Source organism: Paraplanobispora takensis, assembly GCF_016863195.1.
In the GTDB taxonomy this organism is placed as follows: domain Bacteria; phylum Actinomycetota; class Actinomycetes; order Streptosporangiales; family Streptosporangiaceae; genus Planobispora; species Planobispora takensis.
On sequence record NZ_BOOK01000040.1, the window covers coordinates 110,770 to 134,906 of the forward strand.

General features: G+C 73.2%; 18 protein-coding genes. 10 read left to right on the forward strand and 8 right to left on the reverse strand.

The window, feature by feature from the left end:
• Positions 1-48 precede the first annotated feature (48 nt).
• Entirely contained in the window at positions 49-3,519 is a 3,471-nt protein-coding gene (locus Pta02_RS28045; protein ID WP_203877951.1) for a WD40 repeat domain-containing serine/threonine-protein kinase, read from the forward strand.
• A gap of 24 nt (positions 3,520-3,543) precedes the next feature.
• Complete coding sequence (locus Pta02_RS28050; RefSeq protein WP_203877952.1) at positions 3,544-4,500, forward strand: hypothetical protein; 957 nt, start codon at positions 3,544-3,546, stop codon at positions 4,498-4,500.
• A gap of 43 nt (positions 4,501-4,543) precedes the next feature.
• Here Pta02_RS28050 and Pta02_RS28055 read toward each other — a convergent pair whose 3' ends face one another.
• The gene (locus Pta02_RS28055) at positions 4,544-5,713 is read right to left on the reverse strand and encodes an ROK family transcriptional regulator (protein ID WP_203877953.1); all 1,170 of its coding nucleotides are present in this window, start codon (positions 5,711-5,713) and stop codon (positions 4,544-4,546) included.
• A gap of 144 nt (positions 5,714-5,857) precedes the next feature.
• On the opposite strand from Pta02_RS28055, the gene zwf reads away from it, so the two are divergent.
• The 6 genes from zwf (at position 5,858) to Pta02_RS28085 (ending at position 13,134) form a co-directional block, all read left to right on the forward strand.
• Positions 5,858-7,333 (forward strand): glucose-6-phosphate dehydrogenase, encoded by a 1,476-nt coding sequence (zwf, locus tag Pta02_RS28060; RefSeq protein WP_203877954.1) that lies wholly within the window; start codon positions 5,858-5,860, stop codon positions 7,331-7,333.
• 68 nt (positions 7,334-7,401) lie between these two features.
• Positions 7,402-9,282: a phosphogluconate dehydratase gene (edd, locus tag Pta02_RS28065; RefSeq protein ID WP_203877974.1), complete on the forward strand. Its 1,881-nt coding sequence runs from the start codon at positions 7,402-7,404 to the stop codon at positions 9,280-9,282.
• Positions 9,279-10,256 carry a glucokinase gene (glk, locus tag Pta02_RS28070; RefSeq protein ID WP_203877955.1) on the forward strand — a complete coding sequence of 326 codons (978 nt, stop codon included), beginning with the start codon at positions 9,279-9,281 and terminating at the stop codon, positions 10,254-10,256. The genes edd and glk overlap by 4 nt, the downstream gene beginning before the upstream one ends.
• Positions 10,253-10,873, forward strand: coding sequence for a bifunctional 4-hydroxy-2-oxoglutarate aldolase/2-dehydro-3-deoxy-phosphogluconate aldolase (eda, locus tag Pta02_RS28075; protein WP_203877956.1), 621 nt, complete (start codon positions 10,253-10,255; stop codon positions 10,871-10,873). The genes glk and eda overlap by 4 nt, the downstream gene beginning before the upstream one ends.
• A 111-nt stretch (positions 10,874-10,984) precedes the next feature.
• Entirely contained in the window at positions 10,985-12,205 is a 1,221-nt protein-coding gene (locus Pta02_RS28080; RefSeq protein WP_203877957.1) for a TIGR03118 family protein, read from the forward strand.
• A 326-nt stretch (positions 12,206-12,531) separates the two neighbouring features.
• Positions 12,532-13,134 carry an ATP-binding protein gene (locus Pta02_RS28085; protein WP_203877958.1) on the forward strand — a complete coding sequence of 201 codons (603 nt, stop codon included), beginning with the start codon at positions 12,532-12,534 and terminating at the stop codon, positions 13,132-13,134.
• Between the two features lie 42 nt (positions 13,135-13,176).
• Here Pta02_RS28085 and Pta02_RS28090 read toward each other — a convergent pair whose 3' ends face one another.
• Positions 13,177-13,632, reverse strand: a complete 456-nt coding sequence (locus tag Pta02_RS28090; RefSeq protein WP_203877959.1) for a DUF6789 family protein — start codon at positions 13,630-13,632, stop codon at positions 13,177-13,179.
• A gap of 153 nt (positions 13,633-13,785) precedes the next feature.
• Here Pta02_RS28090 and Pta02_RS28095 point away from each other — a divergent pair, with 153 nt between their 5' ends.
• Positions 13,786-14,643, forward strand: coding sequence for an alpha/beta fold hydrolase (locus Pta02_RS28095; protein WP_203877960.1), 858 nt, complete (start codon positions 13,786-13,788; stop codon positions 14,641-14,643).
• 130 nt (positions 14,644-14,773) lie between these two features.
• On the opposite strand, the gene Pta02_RS28100 is transcribed toward Pta02_RS28095, so the two are convergent.
• From Pta02_RS28100 to Pta02_RS28115, 4 genes are all read right to left on the reverse strand, one after another.
• Positions 14,774-16,417 (reverse strand): methyl-accepting chemotaxis protein, encoded by a 1,644-nt coding sequence (locus Pta02_RS28100; protein WP_203877961.1) that lies wholly within the window; start codon positions 16,415-16,417, stop codon positions 14,774-14,776.
• Positions 16,418-16,728: 311 nt separating this feature from the next.
• Complete coding sequence (locus Pta02_RS28105) at positions 16,729-17,577, reverse strand: hypothetical protein (RefSeq protein WP_203877962.1); 849 nt, start codon at positions 17,575-17,577, stop codon at positions 16,729-16,731.
• Positions 17,578-17,647: 70 nt separating this feature from the next.
• On the reverse strand, positions 17,648-18,277 hold the full coding sequence (locus Pta02_RS28110; RefSeq protein WP_203877963.1) for a hypothetical protein: 630 nt from the start codon (positions 18,275-18,277) through the stop codon (positions 17,648-17,650).
• 110 nt (positions 18,278-18,387) lie between these two features.
• Positions 18,388-18,840, reverse strand: a complete 453-nt coding sequence (locus Pta02_RS28115) for an Lrp/AsnC family transcriptional regulator (protein ID WP_203877964.1) — start codon at positions 18,838-18,840, stop codon at positions 18,388-18,390.
• Between the two features lie 113 nt (positions 18,841-18,953).
• On the opposite strand from Pta02_RS28115, the gene Pta02_RS28120 reads away from it, so the two are divergent.
• Positions 18,954-22,514, forward strand: a complete 3,561-nt coding sequence (locus Pta02_RS28120) for an indolepyruvate ferredoxin oxidoreductase family protein (RefSeq protein ID WP_203877965.1) — start codon at positions 18,954-18,956, stop codon at positions 22,512-22,514.
• A 196-nt stretch (positions 22,515-22,710) separates the two neighbouring features.
• Here the strand turns inward: Pta02_RS28120 and Pta02_RS28125 are convergent, their stop codons facing one another.
• A complete protein-coding gene (locus Pta02_RS28125) occupies positions 22,711-23,598 on the reverse strand; it encodes a carbohydrate kinase family protein (protein WP_203877966.1) in 888 nt (295 codons plus the stop codon).
• A gap of 327 nt (positions 23,599-23,925) precedes the next feature.
• The coding region (locus Pta02_RS28130) for a substrate-binding domain-containing protein (RefSeq protein WP_203877967.1) at positions 23,926-24,137 on the reverse strand (212 nt) is incomplete at its 5' end.

Here is a 24,137-nt window from a genome sequence, read left to right on the forward strand (position 1 = left end):
GTGGGGTCCAGTATCGGGAGGACTACAGGCGCGACCGCCGAAGGGCTGATGGCGATGCCGCTCCTCTCTCCCGCAGACCCACGCCAGCTGGGTGAGTACTGGCTGGTCCGGCGGATCGAGGCGGGCGGCCAGGGAATCGTCTACGAGGCCTACGACCCCTCGGGCGACCGCGTGGCGGTCAAAGTCCTCCAGGCCGGCCTGGCCGGTCAGGCCGACCTCCGGGCGAGGTTCGCCAAGGAACTGGCCGCCGCGCGCAGGGTTTCGCCGTTCTGCACGGCCCGGGTGATCACCGCGGAGCTCGACGAGGCGCTGCCGTACATCGTGAGCGAGTACATCGAGGGGCCCACGCTGCAGCGGGCCGTGGAGGAGCGCGGCCCCTACCGGGGCGGCGAGCTGTACCGCCTGGCCACCGCGGTGGCGACCGCGCTGACCGCGATCCACGAGGCGGGCGTCACCCACCGCGACCTCAAGCCGCACAACGTCGTGCTCGGTCCCGACGGCCCCCGCGTGATCGACTTCGGCATCGCACGCATCGAGGGCACGACCCTCACCGCCGAGACCGGGCGACCCCTGGGGACACCGGCGTACATGTCTCCCGAACAGGTGAACCTCGGACCGGGCGGCCCGGCCTCCGACGTGTGGGCCTGGGGGGCCACGATCCTGTTCGCCGCCGCCGGGAGGGCCCCGTTCGCCGCCGAGAACGTCGGGGCCGTCTATCACCGCATCCTGAACGCGAGGCCCGACCTGTCACCGCTGGAGGGCACCCTCAGGGCGCTCGTGGGCATGGCGCTCTCCGCCGATCCGCGAGACCGTCCCGGTGCCCGATCGCTCCTGATGGGCCTCGTCGGCGGCGGAGACGAGGCGATCCCCCTGCTCAGGGCGGGCAGCGACGCGGCCCGCGGCGTCCGCATGCCCCCGGACATGGCCGGACGCTCATTGGGCGAGGTGGCCGAACAGCTCTACGCCCGGCTGAGCCCGGATGACCGGTCCCTCGTTCCCAAGCTCCTGCTGCGTCTGGTGCTGCCCGGCGACGGCGCGGACGACGCGCTCCGCAAGGCGCGCCGGGACGACCTGGTCGGCGGCGCCCTGGACCCGCTGAGCGTGGAACGCGTGCTGCACGACTTCGTCTCCGAGGGGCTGCTGGTCCGCGACGGCGACACCTTGAGCGTGGCCAGCGCCGCGCTGCTGCGCGCCTGGCCCCGGATGCGCGAGTGGATCGAGACCGGCCGGGAGGACCTGCGCGTCCACGGACCGCTGAGCGAGGCCGCGAGGACCTGGACGGAGAACGGCCGCCGGCCTGCGGACCTCTACCGGGGTACGGCCCTGCGCACGGCGCTGGCGTGGGCGGAGCAGGCGGGCGGCGGCTTCCTCACCCTCAACCTCCTGGAACGTTCTTTCCTCGACGCCTCCGCCGCCCACGAGCGGCTCCAGGACCGGCGCCGCCGGCAGCTCAAGGCGGGCGTCGCCGTCCTCACGATGGCGGCCCTGACCGCCACGGGGGTGGCGGTGGTGCGCGGCGGCTCCGACGCGCGCCGGCGGGACCTCAACGCGGCCGTGCGGACCGCCCGCCTCGCCGACGGCCTGCGGGCGAGCAGGCCGCGGGAGGCGATGCTGCTCAGCGTGGCCGCCTGGAAGCTCGCCCCGCAGGAGCCCGCGGCGGTGGGCGCGCTCTACAGCGCGCTGGCCCAGCGGGAGATCGACGTGTTCATTCCTCCCAAGCCGGACGGCGAGACCCACTATGACCTCGGCGCCGACGGCACCTCGCTGGTCACGCTCGACGGCGGCACGGCGACACTGATGAGGGTCCCCGGTGGCGGGCGGCTCGGCGGTGCCGACGGCGTCGGCCGCGGAGCCCGCTCGATCGCCCTGAGCCCGGACGGCAGGAGGCTCGCGGTGGGCACGAAGACGTCCATCGACGTCTGGGACCTCACCACCGGGCGCCGGACCGACTGGTTCGGGAAGGGCGCCCTCCGGCTCTCCTTCAACCGGACGGGCACCGCGCTGGTCGCGCTGAGGGTCCCCGGCGAGTGGGAGGTGTGGGATCTCACCGACGCCCAGGCCCCGCCGCTCGTCAGGTCGGACCTCGACCTGTTCGACCTGAAGGTGTCCGACGACGGCCGCACCATGGTCGAGATCCTCCAGAACGGGAGGTACCGGCTCCGCGACCGGCGGGGACCGCTCACCCCGCCGGGGGGCGCGGACCCGGCGAAGGGATATGCGGCCGCCTTCAGCCCCGACGGCGGGACCCTCGCGGTGGCCGACGGCGCCGACGTCCGGTTCTGGGACATCACGGCGGGCCGCTGGCTGACCGCCACGATGTACGGCGCCCGTGCGACCACGGTGGACTTCAGCCGGGACGGCGGTCATCTGGTCACCTACGACGAGACGGCCGTCCGCGTGTGGACGCGCGACGGCGCCCCGATCCTCCGCCACCCGATCAAGGATGTGAGCGCCCTGCGGTTCGGCCCCGGCGAACGAACCCTCGACTGCCTGCGCTCCAACGGCGAGGTGACCGTACTGGACGTCGCCGGGCTCACCCGCCCGAAGGCTCTGGTCTCCGGGGCGGTCTCCGGGGCCTTCAGCCGGGACACCCGGTACGCCGTCCTTCAGGGCAGGACGACGAGCCTCGTGGAGGTGGGGTCCGGCCGTCCCCTCAGGCGTCTGCGGGCCGCGGCCGCGTACCGGGGCACGGTCGCCTTCAGCCCCGACGGCCGGCTCCTGGCCGTCGGAGCGCACGGCCGGAACCGGGTGACCGTCTTCGACGTCCCCTCGGGAACGGTGAGGCACGTCCTGCGTGCCGACGGCTCCTCCGTGGGGGGTCTGGCCTTCAACCCCCGGGACGGCGCCCTCGCGATCGCGTCGTTCGACGAGATCTGGCGGAAGGTGCAGATCCGGGACCCGCGGCGGGACTCCCCGCCCGGACGACTCGATCACGCCGGTGACGGCACGCTGACGTTCAGCCCCGACGGCCGTAGCCTCGCGGTCGGCGGGGCCGACGACAGCGCGGTGATCGACCTCGCGACCGGTCTGGCACGTGACAGGCCGTTCGGCGAGCGGGAGGGCGGCGTGCTCGCGATCGCCTACAGCCCCGACGGCGGAACCGTCGCCACCGGCTGGAAGGACGTCGGGCCTGACCTGTGGGACGCCGGGAAACTGGAGCGGGTCCGGTCCCTCGACGTGGCCGGCGAGGAGTCCGAGCAGTTCACCGCCGCCGCGTTCTCCCCCGACGGCGGCGTCCTCGCCGCCGGCGGCTCATCCGGCAGGGTGTGGTTGTGGAACGTCGCCGACGGCACCCGGCTGGGCCTGCCGGTCCCCTCCCACTCCGGAGGGCTCCTGGCCCTGTCCTTCAGCCCCGACGGGAGCACTCTGTACAGTCTGGGCGCCGACGGTGCCCTGCGCGCGCTCCCCATCGCCCCCGGGAAGGCGGCCGAGGACGTCTGCGACCGGGCCGGCGCCCCCCTGTCCGAAGATCAGTGGGAGTCCTACATCTTCGATTCCCCCGTCAGGCGAGTTTGCTGACCGGCATCACGAGAGGTGAGGTCAATGTCGCAGGCACCGGACCAGGACCGCGACGAACCGGGCGTCGAGAAGATCACGGTCACGCCCGACCCCGTCCCGCTGCGGCCGCCGCGGACGGAGATCGTCATCGACGTCGTCGAGACCGGCGGGCAGAGGGTCACCGGCCTGCTCAGAGCGCCCGGCGGATCGCCGGACCGGCTCAGGTTCACCGGCGCCCCCGGCGGGACCGGCTGGCAGGCCGGGCACCGCTTCCGGCCGGACGATCCGCCCGGTCTGTGGCAGGTGGAAGTGACGTCGGGCGGCCTCGTCACCGAGCAGGAGCTCCAGGTCCTCGGGGTCAGGCCGCCGGGGGAGGTCCGCTTCCGCGGCTTCGACGTCCAGCCGCGCGAGATCGCCGAGGGGGACGCGGTCCGGGCCACCGGCCGGCTGACGATCGTCGTCGACGGCGAGCCGGTCCCGTTCGGGGGGCAGCTCGTGTTCATCGCCCACCGCCCGGACGATTCCGACGCCTGGGCATATATCGGCAGGACCGTGACAGAGTGGAAGTCCGGCGAGTTCAGCACGGAGGTGTTCCCGGACAGGAGCGGGGACGTACGCGCCGTGGTGACTTTCCTCCGCAGGCCGGAGGGGGCCGAGACCGCCGGGACGGATGAGGTTCACAGCGAAAGCGTGCACGTCGAAGTCGCGGCGTTCGGCGGGGCGGTCGCCGTCAGCCGGAGATCTCCGGTGGCGAGGACCTGCAGCGGTGTGCCGTGCTACCGGCACGTGGGCACGGTCAGGTATCGCCAGGACGGCAGTCCCACCCCCTCGGGATGGATCCAGATCCACTGCAACAGCGGAGGGTGGTTCCCGGCGAAGAACCCGAAAGGCGGCTTGGCGGTAGGTCCGGTGACCCAGGGGAGCTTCACCGTCTTCACCAGGAGGATCCTCAACGCGACGGCCTGGAAGGCCACCTATTCCGCGAAGGACCCCCGCTCCTGATCCCTTGATCCCTTGATCCCTTGGCCCCTGCCCGGCGGGCCGGTCAGGCAGGAGAGTCGATCGCCTCGGGGGCGAGGATGTGGTCGAGGACCATGTGGGCGCAGCCGGCGATGCCGGCGCCGGGGCCCAGGCGGCTGCGCTCTATGCGCAGGTTCCGGGTGGACAGGGCCGTGGAGCGGCGGTAGACGACCTCCCGGACACCGGAGACCAGCGGCTGGAAGGTCTCGGCCACGTCGCCGCCCAGGACCACCACGGCGGGGTTGAGGAGGTTGACCGCGGTGGCGACGACCTCGCCCAGCATCCGGGCGGCGTCGCGGATCACCGTCATCGTCCCGGCGTCGCCCGCCCGCACCAGCGCGACCGCGTCGGCCAGGGTCTTGACCTCGTGGCCCCGCTCCCGGAGCGTCCGCAGGATGGAGGTCGCGCTGGCGACCGAGTCGAGGCAGTCGGTGTTGCCGCAGCGGCACAGCACTCCCCCGCCGTGCCGGACCGGGATGTGGCCGATCTCCCCGGCCGCGCCCAGCGCCCCGCGCAGGATCTCGCCGCCCGCGATGACGCCGGCGCCGATCCGGGTGGAGACCTTGATGAACAGCAGGTCGTCGGCCTCGCCCGCGTAGACGGCGCGGTGCTCGCCGATGGCGATCACGTTCACGTCGTTGTCGAGGAAGACCGGGACCGGGAAGCGCTCCTCGATGATCGGGGGGATGGCCACTCCGGTCCAGTTCGCCATGATGCGGGCGCTCTCGGTGCGCCGGGCCGCGAACTCCACGGTGGCCGGCACGCCCAGGCCGACGCCGCGCACCTGTGAGACGGGGCGCTCGCCCAGCAGCTCGCTCCAGGTCTGCATGACCAGGGGAAGCACGACGTCGGGCCCGTCCTCGACGTCGATGCCGAGGTCGGCGCGGGCCAGCACGCCCCCCGCGAGGTCGCACACGGCGATTTGGGTACGGCTGGCGCCCAGCGCCCCCACCAGCACGACCCCGCCCGCGGCGTTGAAGGCCAGACGGGTGGGAGGGCGTCCCCCGGTGGAGGGCCCCTCGGTGTCCTCCACGACCAGGCCGCGATCCAGCAGCTCGGTGACGCGCAGGGAGACCGCGGGCCGGGACAGACCGGTCACCCGTCCGATGTCCGCGCGCGTGACGGCCTCGCCCGTCCGGATGAGGCGGAGCACCTCACCGGTCGTGGCGAGCGCGGTGGCTGGACGACGAGGCATCGGCCAAGTGAATCACACCTAGTTACGAAATGAAAAGTTCCAACTTTCTCATCTCAAATGACAAAACTCTGCTTGTGTGAAGCGCAAGACATGGCTAGTGTCCGATCTATCCCTGAACCGGAAGATCAAGTACGGAGCTCCCCCATGTCCGAGACCCCGCAGTCCGCCGACCTGATCGTCTTCGGCGGCACAGGCGACCTCTCCATGCGGAAACTCCTGCCCGCCCTCTACCACTGCGACCGCGACGGCCGTCTCGCCCCGGAGACCCGGATCATCGCGATGTCCCGCGGCGGGCTCGACGACGCCGACTTCCGCGGCAAGGTGGACGCCGAGGTACGCGGTTCGGTGCCGGTGGACGACCTCGCCCTCTGGCAGCGCTTCCTCGACCGCCTGCACCACGTCACCGTCGACATCGGCGGCGAGGACCCCACCGGCTGGGCCAGGCTCACCGCCATGCTCGCCGGGCACGAGCAGCGCGACCGGGTGTTCTACCTGGCCAGCCCGCCCATGACGTTCGGCCCGTTCTGCCGGGAGGCCGACCGCGCCGGGCTGGTCACCCCCGCCTCGCGGGTGGTGCTGGAGAAGCCGCTGGGCCGCGACCTGGCCAGCGCCCAGCGCATCAACGACGAGGTCGGCGCCATCTTCCACGAGCGGCAGATCTTCCGCATCGACCACTACCTGGGCAAGGAGACGGTCCAGAACCTGCTGGTGCTGCGCTTCGCCAACGCGTTCCTGGAGCCGATCTGGAACTCCCTGTGGATCGACCACGTCCAGATCACCGCCGCCGAGACCGTCGGCACCCCCGGCCGCCGCGGCTACTACGACCACGCCGGCGCGCTGCGTGACATGGTCCAGAACCACCTGCTCCAGCTGCTGTGCCTGGTGGCCATGGAGCCGCCCTCGCGCAACGACCGCGAGTCGATCCGCGACGAGAAGGTCAAGGTCCTGGAGTCGCTGCGGCCGATCGTCGGCGGCGAGGTGGACCGCTTCACCGTCCGCGGCCAGTACACCGCGGGCGTGTGCGACGGCGCCGAGGTCCCCGGCTACCTCGACGAGCCCGACAACACCCCGCCCACCGAGGCCTCCCACCGGGTGGAGACCTTCGCGGCCATCCGCGCCGAGGTGAAGAACTGGCGCTGGGCGGGAGTGCCCTTCTATCTGCGCACCGGCAAGCGCATGCCGTACCGGTCCTCGGAGATCGTGGTGCAGTTCAAGGACGTGCCCCACTCGATCTTCGCGGGCAGCGCCCCCAACCGGCTGGTGCTGCGCCTGCAGCCGAGCGAGGGCATCCGGCTGGACCTGATGGCCAAGGAGCCGGGCGCGGGCGAGGTCGCCCTCAAGCCCGTCCCGCTGAGCCTGAGCTTCGCCGAGACCTTCACCTCCCGGGTGCCCGACGCCTACGAGCGCCTGCTCATGGACGTCCTGACCGGAAACCCGACGCTGTTCATGCGCCGTGACGAGGTCGAGGCCGCCTGGCGGTGGATCGACCCGATCCTCGCTGAGTGGGAGTCGCAGAGCATGCTGCCCGAGCCCTACCCCGCGGGCACCGCCGGTCCCGCCGGAGCACACGAACTCGTCGGTCGCAGCGGCCGCGCCTGGCACGAGGAGGAGCTCGCGTGAGCCCCAACGACCCCACCCGGACCGGAAACGACCGTCCCGACCGGATCGACACCATTGGAGGAGGCCGGATGCACCCCGTCGTCCAAGAGGTCACCGACCGCCTGATCGAGCGCAGCCGCGCCAGCCGCAGCGCCTACCTGGCCCGGCTGGACGCCGAGGCCGAGGCGGCCCGCGAGCGCGGTCCCGCCCGCTCGGCCCTGGGCTGCGCCAACCTGGCGCACGGTTTCGCCGGCGCCCCGGAGGCCGACAAGCCCGACCTGCGCGCCTTCGTCAGGCCGGGCGTGGCGATCGTCTCCAGCTACAACGACATGCTCTCGGCGCACCAGCCGTACGAGACCTACCCGCCGATCCTGAAGGCGGCGGTCCGCGCGGCGGGCGGCATCGCCCAGTTCGCCGGCGGCGTGCCCGCGATGTGCGACGGCATCACCCAGGGCCGCGCGGGCATGGAGCTGTCGCTCTACAGCCGCGAGGTCATCGCGATGGCCACCGCGATCGCGCTCTCCCACGACATGTTCGACGCCTCGCTCATGCTGGGCGTCTGCGACAAGATCGTGCCGGGCCTGCTGATCGGCGCGCTGCACTTCGGCCACCTGCCCGCGGTGTTCGTGCCCGCCGGGCCGATGACCTCCGGCCTGCCCAACAAGGCCAAGGCCCGCACCCGGCAGCTGTTCGCGGAGGGCAAGGTCGGCAAGGCCGAGCTGCTGGACTCCGAGATGCAGTCCTACCACTCCCCGGGCACCTGCACCTTCTACGGCACCGCCAACTCCAACCAGGTCATGATCGAGGTCATGGGCCTGCACCTGCCGGGCTCGACCTTCGTCAACCCGCGCACCGAGCTGCGCGAGGCCCTGACCAGGGCCGCGGGCCGGCGGGCCGTGGAGATCACCGCGCACGGCGCCGAGTACGCCCCCGTCGGCCGGGTGGTCGACGAGAAGGCGATCGTCAACGCCTGCGTGGCGCTGCTGGCCACCGGCGGCTCGACCAACCACACCATGCACCTGGTCGCCATCGCCGCGGCGGCCGGCATCGAGCTGCTCTGGGACGACCTGGCCGCGCTGTCGAAGGTCGTGCCGCTGCTGACCCGGATGTACCCCAACGGCCAGGCCGACGTGAACCACTTCCAGGCCGCGGGCGGCATGCAGGTGCTCATCGGGGACCTGCTGGACACCGGGCTGCTCCACGACGACGTGCTCACGATCGCCGGGCGGGGCCTCGACCACTACCGGTCGGCGGCCGAGCTGAAGGACGGCGAGGTGGTCTGGACCGAGCGGACCGAGGGCAGCTCCGACCTCGACGTCCTCCGCCCGGCGCGCGAGCCGTTCTCCCCCGACGGCGGCATCCACATGCTCGACGGCAATCTGGGCCGCGCGGTCAGCAAGGTCTCCGCCGTCAAGGAGGAGCACCTGGTGATCGAGGCCCCGGCCAAGGTCTTCGACGACCAGCTGGAGCTGCTGCGCGCCTTCGAGGCGGGCGAGCTGGACGGGCAGGACTTCGTGGCGGTCATCCGCTACCAGGGTCCGAGCGCCAACGGCATGCCCGAGCTGCACAAGCTCACCCCGCCGCTGGCGGTCCTGCTGGACCGCGGCCAGCGGGTGGCCATCGTCACCGACGGCCGCATGTCGGGCGCCTCGGGCAAGGTCCCCGCGGCCATCCACCTGTCGCCCGAGGCCGCCCACGGCGGCCCGATCGCGCTGGTCCAGGACGGCGACCCGATCCGCCTGGACTCCGCGGCCGGCACCCTGGAACTGCTGGTCCCGGCCGAGGAGCTGGCCGCCCGCACCCCGCAGGGCGCGCCGCTCACCGACGCCCAGTGGGTGGGCACCGGCCGCGAGCTGTTCGCCGCCTTCCGCGGCGCGGCGGGTCCCGCCGAGCGCGGCGCCGGCATCTTCGCCCTGAACGGCCACGCCGAGAGCGTCGCCGCCCGCGCCGCCGGCGGTGGCGAGCGGTGACGCTTCCCTGGCTCGTCGCCGACGTCGGCGGCACCAACGCCCGCTTCGGCCTGGTAACCGAGCCCGGGGGCAGCCCCGGGGCCGTCGCCGTACTGGCCGGCAAGGATCACGACGGTCTTCCCGAAGCCGTAGCCGCCTATCTCGCCGACCACGCGGGCGGAGTTCGGCCGGGAGCGGCCTGCGTCGCGATCGCCGGCCCGATCGACGGGGACCGCTACCGGCTGACCAACGCGGGCTGGTCGGGTTCGGTGCGCGACCTGGGGATCGAACACGTCGAGCTCCTCAACGACTTCGAGGCGCTGGCCGCGTCCCTGCCGCACCTGGCCGGGGACGATCTGGTCTCCCTCGGCGGGCCGGAGCCCGGCTACGGGGTCAAGGCGGTCCTCGGCCCCGGAACCGGCATGGGCGTGGCGGGCCTGGTGCCCGCCGCCGAGGGGTGGGTGCCGATCCCCTGCGAGGGCGGTCATGTGACCGCCCCGGTGCTGGACGAGCGCGACCACCAGGTCGTCCGGGCACTGCGCGCGGAGGGCATGGACCACGTGGTGGCCGAACACCTGCTGTCGGGGCCGGGACTGAGCCGGTTGCACCGCGCTCTGGCGCTGGTCAACGGCGTGGACGCGCCGCAGCTGCCCCCGGCCGACATCGTGGCCCGGATGGACGACTCGCTGTGCGCCGAGACCGTCGAGGTCTTCTGCGGCATGCTCGGCACCTTCGCCGGCAACGTCGCGCTGACCCTGGGCGCCCGGGGCGGCGTCTATCTGGGCGGCGGCGTGCTGCCCCGTATCGTGGAGCGGGTGCGCACCAGCGACTTCCGCCGCCGCTTCGAGGCCACCCCGACACTCGGCGACTATCTGGCCGGCATCGCCACCACGCTGATCGTGGCGCCGCAGCCCGCGCTCACCGGCGCGGCGGCCTGGCTGAACCAGCGCCTGGCGGGCGCCTCTCCGATCACCTCTCCGATGGAGTACGCATGAGTCTTCTCGACATCGCCCCGGTGGTCCCGGTCGTCGTCATCGACGACGTGGAGACCGCCGTCCCCCTGGCCCGGGCCCTGGTGGCCGGCGGCCTGCCGGTCATCGAGGTGACCCTGCGCACCGCCCCCGCGCTGGAGGCCGTGCGGCGCATCGCCGCCGAGGTGCCCGAGGCGGTGATCGGCACCGGAACCGTCCGAACCGCCGACGACGTGCGCGCCTCCGCGCAGGCCGGTGCGAAGTTCCTGGTGAGCCCGGGCAGCACGGCGGCCCTGGTGGAGGCCATGCAGGACAGCGGCCTGCCGTTCCTGGCGGGTGTGGCGACGGCCTCGGAGGTCATGGCGCTGGCCGAGCGCGGGCTGACCGAGATGAAGTTCTTCCCCGCCGAGGCCGCCGGCGGCCTGCCGTACCTGAAGTCGCTGGCCGGGCCCCTGCCCGACGTGCGCTTCTGCCCGACCGGCGGGATCAGGCTCGCCACGGCCCCCGACTATCTCGCGCTGCCGAACGTCGGCTGCGTGGGCGGGACCTGGCTGACCCCGGCCGACGCCCTGGCCACGGGCGACTACGCCCGCATCGAGAAGCTGGCCGCCGAGGCGGCCGCCCTGCGCCCGCAGGCCTGAACCTGCGGCGCCGCGGCCCCGGCGTTCCAACGCATCGGTGCCCGCTCTGAACCGGGCACGTGTCACACGCGTATCTCGCGGCGACAGCACTCCCGAGCAGAGGAGGCACCGATGCGTCTTCGCATCGTCACGGTATGCACGGCACTGATGGCTCTAGGAGCCGGTACGGCGCACGCCGGGATCCAGCAGACCCCCAGCGTTTCCCAGACCCCCAACCGGTACACGGTCGTCAACCTGGTCTCGGACGTCAAGGGCCGGGCCGCGATCACCGACCCCGCCCTGATCAACCCGTGGGGCATGGCCATGGGCAAGACGCTGTGGGTCTCGGCCACCGGCGGCGACCTGGCCACCGTCTACTCCGGCGGCCACAACGGGGTCAAGCAGGAGCAGACCCGGGTCCGCATCCCCGGCGGCAGGCCCACCGGACAGGTGGTCAACCCGGGCGAGGAGTTCGTGGTGAAGGGCCCCGGCGGGTCCGGGCCCGCGACCTTCATCTTCGCCAGCCCCAGCGGCGCGATCACCGGATGGAACGCCCAGGCCGACGCCGACGACGCCGTCATCGGCGCGTTCGTGCGCAACGCCGACTTCAAGGGCCTGGCCCTGGCCCAGACCAACAGGGGACCCCGGTTGCTGGCCGCCGACTTCGCCAACAACCGCGTCCACGTCTTCGACGGGGACTTCAACCGCCTGCGGACGCACCGCCGCGCGTTCCTCGACCCGCGGCTGCCCGAGGACTACTCGGCCTTCAACGTCGAGGTCGTGGGCCGCTCCATCCTCGTGGCCTACGCCAAGCGCGACCCCCAGACCGGCAAGGCCGTGGCCGGGGTCGGCAAGGGCTTCGTCAGCCAGTTCGACGGCGACGGCCGCTTCGTGGGCCGTTTCGCCGCCCGCGGCCAGCTGAACGCCCCGTGGGCGATGACGCTGGCCCCGCGCGGCTTCGGCCGGATGTCGGGGGCGCTGCTGGTGGGCAACTTCGGCGACGGCCGCATCCTGGCCTACAACCCGCGCACCGGCCGCCCGCTGGGAGCGTTGCGCGGATCCGACGGCCGGCCGATCGCCCTGGGCGGCCTGTGGGATCTGGAGCCCGGCACCGCCACCGTGGGCGGCACGAACACCCTGTGGTTCAGCGCGGGGACCGACGGCGGCACGCACGGCATGGTCGGCCTGATCCACGCGGCCGGGGCCAAACCCGCCATGTCCGCCCCGTCCTCGGCGCCTACCGGCAGCCCGAGCGCGAGCCCCTCGCACGGAGGCTCGCACAACAACAACGGCAACGGCAACGGCAACGGCAACGGCGGCAACAACAACGGCGGAGGCGGAGGCGGCTACTGACCCATGACGCCTCAGAGCGCGGGGGCCGACCGGCGCGCCGGGGACCGCCCGTGTGAGCCCCTCCCGCCCCATCCCCTGATCCATCCCGGAGCCGGATCGCTCCGGGCCCCCTGAAAGCCGGGCGGCCGGTCCGGAGGTGCCCCACCACACTCGACCGGCCGTCCACGGGGCGCGGGCCTCCCCCTGCCCGCGCCCCCCTGCGGAGCCCGGGGACGGGGCCCCGGGCGCCCGTACCTCTCCCGCGGCCTCGGCCGATGCGCAGAACATACCTCGCGACACAGGATGATATGGAGGAACTTCCCCTTCTTCCCTGCGAGGTGCGCGTGATGGCCGCCGTCACACCGGCCGCCCGGCGGTCCGCCGAGGACCTGACCTATCCGGCCGGGTCGCTGGTCCTGCTCACCGGACTCCCCGGGGCGGGCAAGAGCACGCTGCTGGACCGCCTGTACGGCCTGCGCGGCGACGAGACCGCCCCGGTGACCGCGGGCGGCGTCGTGATCATCGACTCACGGCAGTCGCGTGCCTGGTGGGCGCCCCGCCTCGTCGCGCTCCCCCCGCGCCTGCGCACCCCGATCGTGCACACCACCCACATGGCCCGCATCGCCGGCGCCGTGCTGCGCGGTCACGCGGTCGTGGCGCACAGCCGGGGCACCTGGCCGCACATCCTGTACGGCCTGGCCTGGATCGCCCGGCTGCGCGGCGCGGGGATGCACCTGGTCATGCTCGACGTCGCCCCCGAGATCGCCCGGAAGGGGCAGGTCTCCCGGGGCCGGGTCGTGAGCACCGTGCTCTTCGCCCGGCACTGCCGCCGCTGGGACAGGCTGGTCTCCCGCGCCCGCACCGGCGCCCTCCCGCCGGCGGCGAGCGTCACGGTCCTGGACCGGCCCGCCGCCGACCTGCTGCGGGCCATCACCTTCGGGGAGGGATGAGAGCGCCGGCACGACCCGCACCGCGCCCGCCGGGGTGTCCCGTCACTTCTCCGGGGTGAGGGGAGCGTTCAGCCTCCTGAGCGCGGCGGCCAGGGCGGCGCCGTACACCACGTGACCGGTGCCCATCACCACGACGCGGCCCGGCCGGTCCCGGGAGATCGGCGGCAGGATGCCCAGGCCCGGGACCCATCCCTGATAGCTGACCAGCCATATCCCCAGGGCGTAGGCGACCCCCGCCGGGACCGGAGGGCGCCGCCCGCCCGTCAGCACGCCGAACAGGGCGCCGGACGCGGCGCCGAAGCCCAGGTGCGCCAGGGCGCCGAGCACCCCCTCCCCCTTCTTGGGCCGGTGCCGGTGGCCGGGCATGAACGCGCGGGTGATGCGCTTGGGCGGCTGGTCGCGCATCAGCCCGGCGCGGTCCCCGGCGACCATCACCGCGCTCATCGCGGCAGTGGCGAACAGCCCGCCCAGGCCGCCCCGTACGAGATCACCGATCATGGTGGGTCCCTCCTTCGCGCTCGTCCCCGCGCGGGTCGCCTCCCCCGTCCGCGGCAGGTCAAACGGCCCGCCGGATTCGGCCGCCGCACAGGAGGAACCGTTCCCGCGGCGGGCGATCGTGCCCGCGGAGCCGTACGGGACGGGAGTGACGAAGTGTTCGAGGGATTCGCGCAGGAGCGGGTGGCGACCGGGGAGGCCGAGCTTTTCGTCCGGTACGGCGGTGACGGGCCTCCCGTGCTGCTGTTGCACGGCCATCCCCGCACCCACGCCACCTGGCACCGGGTCGCCCCGCTGCTGGCCGGGCAGTTCACCGTGGTCTGCCCGGACCTGCGCGGCTACGGCCGCTCGTCGAAACCGGAGACCACCCCCGACCACGAGCCCTACTCCAAGCGGGCGATGGCCCGCGACTGCGTGGCCCTGATGCGGGAACTCGGCCACGAGCGCTTCGCCGTGGCCGGGCACGACCGGGGCTGCTACGTGGCCCAGCGGCTGGCGCTGGACCGTCCGCGGGCCGTCACCCGGCTCGTGGTCATGGAGGGGATCCCGATCGGCGAGGCGCTGGCCCGCGCCGACGCGCGCTTCGCGGCTAGCTGGTGGCACTGGTTCTTCCTGGGGCAGACCGCCAAGCCCGCCGAACGGGTGATCAACGCCGACCCGGAGGCGTGGTACCGCGCCACCGCCGGGCAGATGGGCGCCGAGGCCTACGAGGACTACCGGCGCGCGATCCACGACCCGCGTACGGTCCACGCGATGTGCGAGGACTACCGCGCCGGGCTCGGCGTCGACCGGGAGGCCGACGACGCCGACCGCCGCGCGGGCCGGGTGATCTCCTGCCCGGTCCTGTTCCTGTGGGCCACCCGCGACGACATGGAGGAGCTGTACGGCGACCCCCTGGCGATCTGGCGCGACTGGGCCCCGGAGGTGCGGGGCGCCGCCGTCGAGTCGGGCCACCACCTCGCCGAGGACGCCCCCGCCGAGCTGGCCGCCGAACTGCGCCGCTTCCTCACCTGAGGGGCCGCTCCCCGCCCTCATCGCGGAGGACGGGCGCCTCCGCCGACGGCCGGGAGCCCGGCCGCGCGAGGGGTTCGCGCGACCGGGCCCCGGTCCTCTCGGTGATCCCGCCGCGGCGGGCGAGGAGTCGTCAGTAGCGGAAGCGGGCGACCAGCTCGCGCAGTTCGCCGGACATCCGCGACAGCTCGTCGGCGGCCTCCTGAGCCTGGCCGATGCCCTCGCTGGTGACGTGGGCCGCGGCGGCGATGTCGGCGATGCTCACGGCGATCTCGTTGCTGCCGCCGGCCGCCTCGGCGACGTTGCGGGTGATCTCCATCGTGGTCGCGGACTGCTCCTCGACCGCCTGGGCGATGCTGCTCTGGTAGTCGTTGACCTGCTCGATGACCGAACCCACCGCGCTGATCGCGCCGACCGCGACCGAGGTGCCCGCCTGGATGGCCTGGACCCGGTTGCCGATGTCGTCGGTGGCCCGGCCGGTCTGCTGGGCCAGGTCCTTGACCTCTCCGGCGACCACCGCGAAGCCCTTGCCGGACTCGCCGGCGCGGGCGGCCTCGATGGTGGCGTTCAGAGCCAGCAGGTTGGTCTGCTCGGCGATGCTGGTGATCAGCTTGACCACGTTGCCGATCTCGTTGCTGGCCTCGCCGAGCCGCTCGATGGTCGTGTTGGCCTCGCCGGCCTCCTGGGCGGCGGCCGTCGCGACCCGCGCCGCCTCGGCGGCGCTGCCGGCGATCTCCCGGATGCCCGCGCTCATCTGCTCGGCGCCGGCGGCGACGGTCTGCACGTTCTGGGAGACCCGCTCGGCGGTGGTGGAGACCGCGCTGGCCCGGTGGCTGGTCTGCTCGGCGCTGGCCGCGATCCGGCCGCTGACGTCCGACAGGCCCTGCGCCGTCGCCGACAGCTCGTCCGCGCTGCGCGCCATGGCCTTGACCGAGGCGCGCACGCCCTCCATCGCCTCGCCCAGCGCCTCGGCCATCCGGCCCACCTCGTCGCGGCTGTGCACCTCGGCCTCGAGGGTCAGGTCGCCGCGTCCCATGGCCGACAGCACGGCCGAGACCCGGGCCAGCGGCCGGACGATCAGGGCCGCCACGAACACGGCCAGGCCGACGGCGGCCAGCAGGCCGACGACCAGGAGCACGATCGTCATGGTCCTGCTCTGCTCGTAGGCGTCGACGGTCGCGGTGTGGTCGGCCTTGGCGGCCTCGGCCTCGATGTGCTCCAGCTCCTCCAGCCCCTCCACCGCGGCGCTGATCAGCGGCTGGCCGACGGTCTCCATCAGCCGGTCCACGGCGTGCACGTCGTGGCGGAGCGCCGCCGGGATGACCTGGGCGTCGCGCACCTCGATCCAGCGCGCCCAGTTGTCCTCGAACACCGCCAGCGGCTCGTCGCCGCCCGGGGGCACGTGGATACGGAACTTCTCCAGGCCCTGGGCGATCTGCTCGTCGCTCTCGCGCAGGGACTCCTGATAGTCGCGGGTCGCACCCTCGTCCGGCGCCATGGCGATGCGCAGGACGTCCAGACGCGACTTGACCTCCGAGTGGTGGACCAGCGACAGCCCCGTCAACGGCACGATGTTCTCGTTGTACAGGTTGTCCACCCGGTCCCGCATGGAGGACATTCCGGCCAGGGCCACCAGCGACACCGCCAGGCTCACCGCGGCCACGACCATCAGGCTCGACAGGATCTTCGTACGGACGCCGAGGTCGGCGAACCAGGCCGGGCCCGCCCGGCGCCCGCCCGACGGTGAGGGCCCGGTGGGCGTGAGGCGTCGTTCCATCGTTGACGACATGAAAATGATCTCCTGGGATACGGCCCCGCGGGAGGCCGATCCTCCGGCGGGCGTGGAGCCCCGCCTACGGACATGGGGCCCGATCCGGGGGATCGGCCTGTGAACGGCGGGGAAAAGAGGTCCTGCGGGTGAGTCTCGTCACGGCTCCCCGCGGGTGAGTCTCGTCACGGTTTCCTCGTGGGTGAGTCGCGTCACGGTTCCCCGTCCCCGGCGGCGGATGCCGTCCTCCCAACGCCACCGGCCTCCCGCGGGGCTCCGCGGGAGGCCGGTGTTCTCGGGGCGTTCCGGAGGCGTACGCCTCAGGAGCGCATCGTCCGCCAGGACGTGTAGTGGTGGATGGCGATGCCGGCGAAGGCCGGGTGGGCGCGGGCCGCCGCGTCGACCTGGGACAGCACCGTGGTCATCCGCGTCCGGCCCTCCTCGTGGAAGGTGCAGTACACGCAGTCGGCCAGCGGGGCGGTCTCCGCGCCCAGCCGTACCGGCCTGCCCGCCCTGGAGCCGCGGGCGAGGAAGTCGGTGCTGATGTCCATCATCGAGTTGGGACCCTTGGCGGTGTCGCGGTAGCTCATCACGGTGATCGCGTTCACCCGGGCCAGCACCGCGTCGGCCAGCGTGGTCCCCGTCCCGGCCGGGATCGTCCCGTACCAGGCCGGCACGTCGGCCTCCAGGGGGCGCGAGTCGGCGGCCTGCAGCCGCTCCAGCAGCTTGACCAGGCCCGAGACCAGCCCGGCCCGGTTCGTCTGCCACTGCGGCAGGACGTAGGGCTCCACGTCGACATGGCTGCCGGCGAACAACTTGGTGCCCAGGACCGCGCGCTGCCAGGTCAGCGCCGAGGCGTGGTCGGTGGCCCACTCCGGCTCACCGCCCAGTGCCGTCAGACGGATCTTCGACACGTCCGCTCCCCGCTTCAGCTCCCGCACCCGCGCGAGCGTGGCGGGGGTGGAGGGCAGTTTCGCGTCGACGTAGACGAAGATCTCCTTCACGCCCCGGGCGCGGGCCCAGGACAGGACGTCGGACGGTTTGGCCGTGGCGGTGTGCCACAGCCACATCGCGCGCGTCCCCGCCGGAGCGGGCTTCAGCCCCGCCGCGGCCGAGGCGGGCGCCACGAGGGCCGTGCCCAGCGTCAGAACGCTGAGAACGGCCCCCATGACGATCCTGACCGCGAACCGCGGCCTTCCGGGAGAGCCCTCCCGCCGGGCGGGAGGGCTCTCCCCGGCATCACACCTCGGGCTCGGGCTCAACGATCGGCTCCGGCTCCGGCTCCGGCTCCGGCTCGGGCTCCGGCTCGGGCTCGGGCTCGACGACCGGCTCGGGGCTGGTGGCGTTGACGTGCGCGGCGAGCAGGCCGGTCACGGTCCTGACGCCGTTCACGGTGACGGCGTCACCGGGGAGCACGGCGTCGAGGGTCACCTTGACGTCGTCCCGGGTGATCTTGGTGACGGCGTTCACCGTGAACACGACGTCCGCGCCCACCACCGTCTTCGTGCCGCCGGCCACCGTCACGGTGACGGTGCCCGCCTCGGCGTCCACGGCGGTGACGGTGCCCACCGCGGCGAAGTGCAGGGCCGCGGCCTTGGCCTCCGCCGCCTTCTTGGCCGCCGCGGCCTTCGCCGCCGCCGCAGCCTTGGCCGCCGCCGCCTTCCTGGCCGCCTCCGCCCGTGCCGCCGCGGCCTTGGCCGCCGCCGCCTGCTTGGCCGCCGCGGCGCGGGCGGCGGCGGTCAGCTTGGTCGAGGAGGTCTTGGCGGGCTTCTTCGGCGCCGCGTTGGCCGCCTCGGCGGTGACGGGGACGCTCACGCTCACCGCGGCGGCCAGCAGCAGCGCGGTCCAGGTCTTCCTCTTGTGTGACATTGTGCTTCCTTGCAGTTGCCGAGAGTAAGGACAGGGTTCTCATCGGTAACCACGCAGCCCCGCTGAGGAAAACCGGAAAGAAAAAACTCCGGCGCTCTCAGCCGGGCCCCTCAGAGGGGAAGCACGCCTCCGGGCTTGAGCGCCTTCATGGCGATCTGGGAGGTCAGCTTGTCCAGGCCGGGCAGCCGGCCGAGCCGCTCCAGGCGGAGCTGGCTGTAGGCCTCCATGTCCGGCACCGCAACCCGCAGCACGTAGTCGGGATGGCCGAACATGCGCAGGCACTCGATCACGTCGTCGATCTCCATCACGGCCGCCTCGAAGGCGGTGACGGTCTCGGCGTCCTGGCCCTTCAGCTCGACGTAGGCCAGCACCTGGAACCCTCGCCCGACGGCGGCCGGGTCGATCACGGCCCGATAACCGCTGATCACCCCGGACTCCTCCAGGCTGCGGACCCGGCGCAGGCACGGCGAGGGCGTCAGCCGTACCCGCTCGGCCAGTTCCTGGTTGCTCAGCCGTCCCTCCACCTGCAGGAGGCTGAGAATTGCGCGATCGGTGGCATCCATGACATCTGATGCTAGAACGAACGAAAGATGACGGGAACATTGACATCGGATATCGGCCCCTCTGGCATAACCTTGCCGCAATCCAAGCGGGACCGACAGACGGGACCACCAGCATGACGATCTTCGCCGAATCCCGCGAGATCTCTCCCGACGACCGGTACCTCCTCGACGAGGGCCGCGTCTTCATGAACGGCACGCAGGCCCTGGTGCGGGTGATCCTCGACCAGATGCGCGCCGACCGCCGCGCCGGGCTCGACACGGGCGCGATGGTGTCCGGTTATCCGGGCTCCCCGCTCGGCGGCTTCGACCTGGAGCTGGCCCGTGCCCGCGCGCACACCGAGCCGCTCGACGTCGTGCACCGTCCCGGCCAGAACGAGGAACTGGGCGCCACCGCCGTCTGGGGCAGCCAGCTCGTTCCCACCCTCCCCCGGCCGCGCAAGGCCGGTGTGCTGGGCGTCTGGTACGGCAAGGCCCCCGGTGTGGACCGCGCGGCCGACGCCTTCCGGCACGGCAACTTCGCCGGCGCCCACCCGCAGGGCGGCATGATCGCCTTCTGCGGCGACGACCCGACGTGCAAGTCCTCCACGCTTCCCTCCGCCACCGAGAGCGCGCTCGCCGCGCTCGGCATGCCGATCGTCCACCCTGGCAGCGTCCAGGAACTGCTCGACCTGGGCCGCCATGCGATCGCGGCGTCCCGGGCGAGCGGGCTGTGGGTCGCGGTGAAGTCCGTCTCCAACGTCGTGGACGGCACCGGCACCGTGAGCGTCGGGCATGACCGGGTCGTCCCGGTCATGCCCGGCGCCGGATACGACGTCGAGTACGAGGGCCGGCCGTACCGGCACATGCCCAACGCCACCCTGCTGACCCCGTGGTCGCTGGAGATGGAGCGCACCCTCGTCGGCCCGCGTACCGAGCTGGCCCGCGCCTACGCCCGCGAGAACGGCCTGAACCGGATCACCGCCGACCCGCGGGAGGCCTGGCTGGGCGTCGTGGCCTCCGGAACCGCCTACTACGACGTGCGCGAGGGCTTCCGCAAGCTCGGCATCACGCCCGAGGAGGCGGGCGTGCGCCTGCTGAAGATCGGCATGATCTGGCCGCTGGAGCCGGAGATCGTGCGGACCTTCGCCCGCGGCCTGGAAGAGATCATGGTCGTGGAGGAGAAGGCGCCGCTGCTGGAGACCCTGGTCAAGGACGTCCTGTACGGCACCGCGGACGCCCCGCGCGTCCTGGGCAAGCTGGATGAGAACGGCGCCCGGCTGATCCCGCAGGCGGGCGGCGTGGACGCCGATCTGGCGGCCAAGGCCATCGCCTTCCGCCTGCGCCGCAAGGGCATCGCGACGGACCAGGGCACCTCCGGCCTCGGCGACCGGGTCTCCAGGAACCTGGCCGTCATCTCCCGTCCCGAGCCGCTGAAGCTGCTCACCGCACAGCGCACCCCGTTCTTCTGCTCGGGCTGCCCGCACAACCGCTCCACCGCCGTCCCGGACGGCGCGCCGGTCGGCGCCGGGATCGGCTGCCACACGATGGTGGTCATCAACCCCGAGGGCAAGGGCACGCTCACCGGCCTGACCCAGATGGGCGGCGAGGGCACCCAGTGGATCGGCCAGGCGCCGTTCACCGACACCCCGCACATCTTCCAGAACCTCGGCGACGGCACCTTCCACCACTCCGGCTCGCTGGCGGTCCGCGCGGCGGTCGGCGCCGGGGTCAACATCACCTACAAGATCCTCTACAACAGCGCGGTCGCGATGACCGGCGGCCAGACGATCCAGCCGTCACTGGCCGTGGCCGACCTGACCCGCTGGCTGGAGGTCGAGGGCGTGCGCCGGGTGATCGTCACCACCGACGAGCCCGCGCGCTATCGGGGCGTCAAGCTCGCCCGGATCGCCGAGGTCCGCGACCGCTCCGCCCTGGAGGACGCCCAGCGTGAGCTCGCCGCGATCCCCGGCGTGACCGTGCTGGTCCACGACCAGCAGTGCGCGGCCGAGAAGCGGCGGTTGCGCAAGAAGGGCGCGCTGCCCGACCCGGTCAGGCGGGTGGCGATCAACCAGCGGGTCTGCGAGGGCTGCGGCGACTGCGCCAAGAAGTCCGAGTGCCTGTCGGTGCTGCCGGTGGAGACCGAGTTCGGCCGCAAGACCGAGATCCACCAGTCGTCGTGCAACAAGGACTACTCCTGCGTGGAGGGCGACTGCCCGTCCTTCGTCACCGTGGTCCCGGGCAAGGCGAAGGGCAAAACGAAGGGCAAAACGAAGGGCACTGCGAAGGGGAAGGGCAAGGCCGGGCGCGCCGTACCGGCTCCTCCGGAGCTGCCCGGCGCCGAGCGGCGCGGGCTGCCCGGCGGGGAGGCGACGATCCGGCTGGTCGGCATCGGCGGGACCGGCGTGGTCTCGATCGCCCAGATCCTCGGCACCGCCGCCCTGCTCGACGGCAAGCGCTCGCGCGGGCTCGACCAGACCGGCCTGGCGCAGAAGGGCGGCACCGTCGTCTCCGACATCCTGATCTTCGAGGGTGAGGACGACAGGTCCGGGCAGGCCACCTCGGCCAGCGTGGACGCCTACCTGGCGCTGGACCTGATCGGCGCCACCGACCCCAAGCACCTGCGCACCGCCGACCGCGACCGCACCGTCGCGGTGGTCTCCACCAGCCTGGTCCCGACCGGCTCGATGGTGCTCGACCCGTCGACCCACCTGACCGAGCCCGGCTCGCCGATCGGCGCGCTGGAGGCCCGGACCCGGCGCGAGCTGAACGTCTATCTCGACGCCGAGGCGGTGGCCCAGGCGCTGTTCGGCGACCACATGCCGGCCAACACGATCGTGGTCGGCGCCGCCTGGCAGCGCGGGCTCATCCCGCTCAGCCTGGAGTCGATCGAGGGGGCCATCCGGCTGGGCGGCGGCAAGTCCGCCGAGAAGACGGTGGCCGCCTTCCACTGGGGCCGGGCCGTCGTGGCCGCCCCCGAGGCCGTGGCGGCGGCGACCGGCTCGCCCGACGTTCCGGCCCCGCGCCCCGCGGGCGAGGTGCTGCGGCTGATCGAGTCGGTGGGCGCGGCCGAGGACAGCGAGCTGCGCCGGCTGCTGGAGGTGCGGATCCCGGACCTGGTCGCCTACCAGGACCTGGGGTACGCCGCCCGCTACGCCGAGGCGGTCCGGCAGGTCCTGGCCGCGGAGGAGCCGGACCGGTGCCCGGTCACCGAGGCCTACGCCCGCCAGCTGCACCGCCTGATGGCCTACAAGGACGAGTACGAGGTCGCGCGCCTGCACCTCGACCCGGCCGAGCGGGCCAGGATCGCCGCCGAGTTCGGCCCGGGTGCGAAGATCTCCTACAACCTGCACCCGCCCGTCCTGCGGGCCATGGGCATGAGGCGCAAGGTCCGCCTGGGCACCTGGTTCGACCCGGCCTTCCGCCTGCTGTACGGCATGCGCAAGGTGCGCGGCACCCGGCTGGACCCGTTCGGGATGGCCGGGGTGCGCAGGGTCGAGCGCGAGCTCGTCGAGGAGTACACCCGCGACGTCCGGCGCGCCCTGGAGCGCCTGACGCCGGAGACCGAGGGCCGGGTCCGCGAGCTGGCCGACCTGCCCGAGGTGATCCGCGGCTACGAGCACGTGAAGCTGGACAACGTGGCCGCCTACCGCGAGCGGGCCGCCGCCCTGCTGGCCGGGCTGGAGTCCGCCCGCTGACGTCCCGCCCGCCGTACGGCGGCGCCGGAACCGCCGGTACGGCCCCTCGCCGTACCGGCGTCGTCATGCCGGGCCACGGCATGACGGCGCCGGCGGGGAGGCGATCGTCCCGGGTGTGGTCGTTCGCGCAGGCGTTTCGGGTGTGACCGCTTCGAGCGCGGCCGTTTCAGGTGCGTTCGCTTCGGGCGGGGCCGTTTCAGGCGCGGTCGAGGAGGGCCTTCTCGGTGATGGGGTCCTCATGGGTGCCATGGACGGTGCAGGCGTGGGCTCCGGCGACGGCGCCCAGGCGCACGCACTCCCCGACCGGGCGGCCGCGCAGCCTGCCGTACAGGAAGCCGCTGACGAAGGCGTCCCCCGCGCCGTTGCTGTCGGCCACCGGGCCGGGCAGCGGCGCGGCCGGGAAGTGCCGCAGGCCGTCGGCGTCCAGGACGTGGCAGCCCTCGGCGCCCGCCGTGCACACGACGGTCTCCGCGCGGCCGGCGTCGAGGATGTGGCGCATGACCTCCTCCCGCCGGGATCCCAGGGCGGTCTCCGACAGGAAGACCAGGCCGGAGGAGTAGGCGAAGTCCCGGTGGTGGTCGTTGTCGCCGTCCCAGTCGTGCAGGTCGGTGGAGATCGTGGCGGCGGGGCGGCCGGACAGGTCGGGGTAGACGTGCCGGGAGAAGTCGGTGATCGACACGTGGACGTGCCGGGCGTCGCGGACCGCGTCGAGGTACAGCTCGCGGGGCAGCCGCTCGTCCGGGGCGACGCGGGGGTCGAACAGCGAGGTGCGCCGCCCGTCGGGGCCGACGAGCAGGACGCTGCGCCGGGTGCCCTGGGGGGCCGGGGCCCAGCCCGCCTCGATGCCGCGCTCCTCCATGTGGGCCCTGATGAACCGGCCCTGGGGGTCGTCGCCGATCAGGTCCACGAGCCTGACCCGCAGGCCGAGGGCGTGGCAGCCCAGCGCGACGCCGCTGCCGGTGTTGCCGATCCGGTCGACCACCGGCGGGACGGCGTAGGTGTCGGCGTACGGCAGGGGCAGCTCGGGCACGTAGACCGTGGTGTCGACACCGGTTCCACCGATCACGACGACGTCGTGGGTCATGGATGCACATCCTCGCCGAGCCCGGGCGGGGCTCTGTCGGGCCCGCGTCGGGGCGTTTGCGAAAAATCGGCCGGAGCGCCGACGGCGCCCGGCCGGGATCGGGGCCGGCCGTCGGTCACGGGTCCGCCGCGGCGGAGGCCGGGGGCAGGCCGGCCGGGACCGGAGACCGGCAGTCGAATCGGGCTCAGGAGTCGCGGACCGGAGCCGGGCCGGAGGGACCAGCGCTTCAGTGGTCGGCCGGTCGGCCGGGCCGGAGGGGTCACCGGCTGGCCGGGCCGACGGACGGCAGCGGTCTCAGCGGTCGACCGGGGGCCCGGGCCGGAGGGGTCAGCGGTTGACCAGGGGGCCGGAGCCGGTGGAGCGGCGGACGACCAGTTCGGGCTGGAACATCAGCTCGACGTGCTTGCCCGGCGCGCCGTTGATCTCCTCCAGGAGGGTCTCCACGGCCGCCGAGGCCATCGCGCCGATCGGCTTGCGCACGGTGGTCAGCGGCGGGTCGGTGAACGCGATCAGCGGCGAGTCGTCGAACCCGACCACCG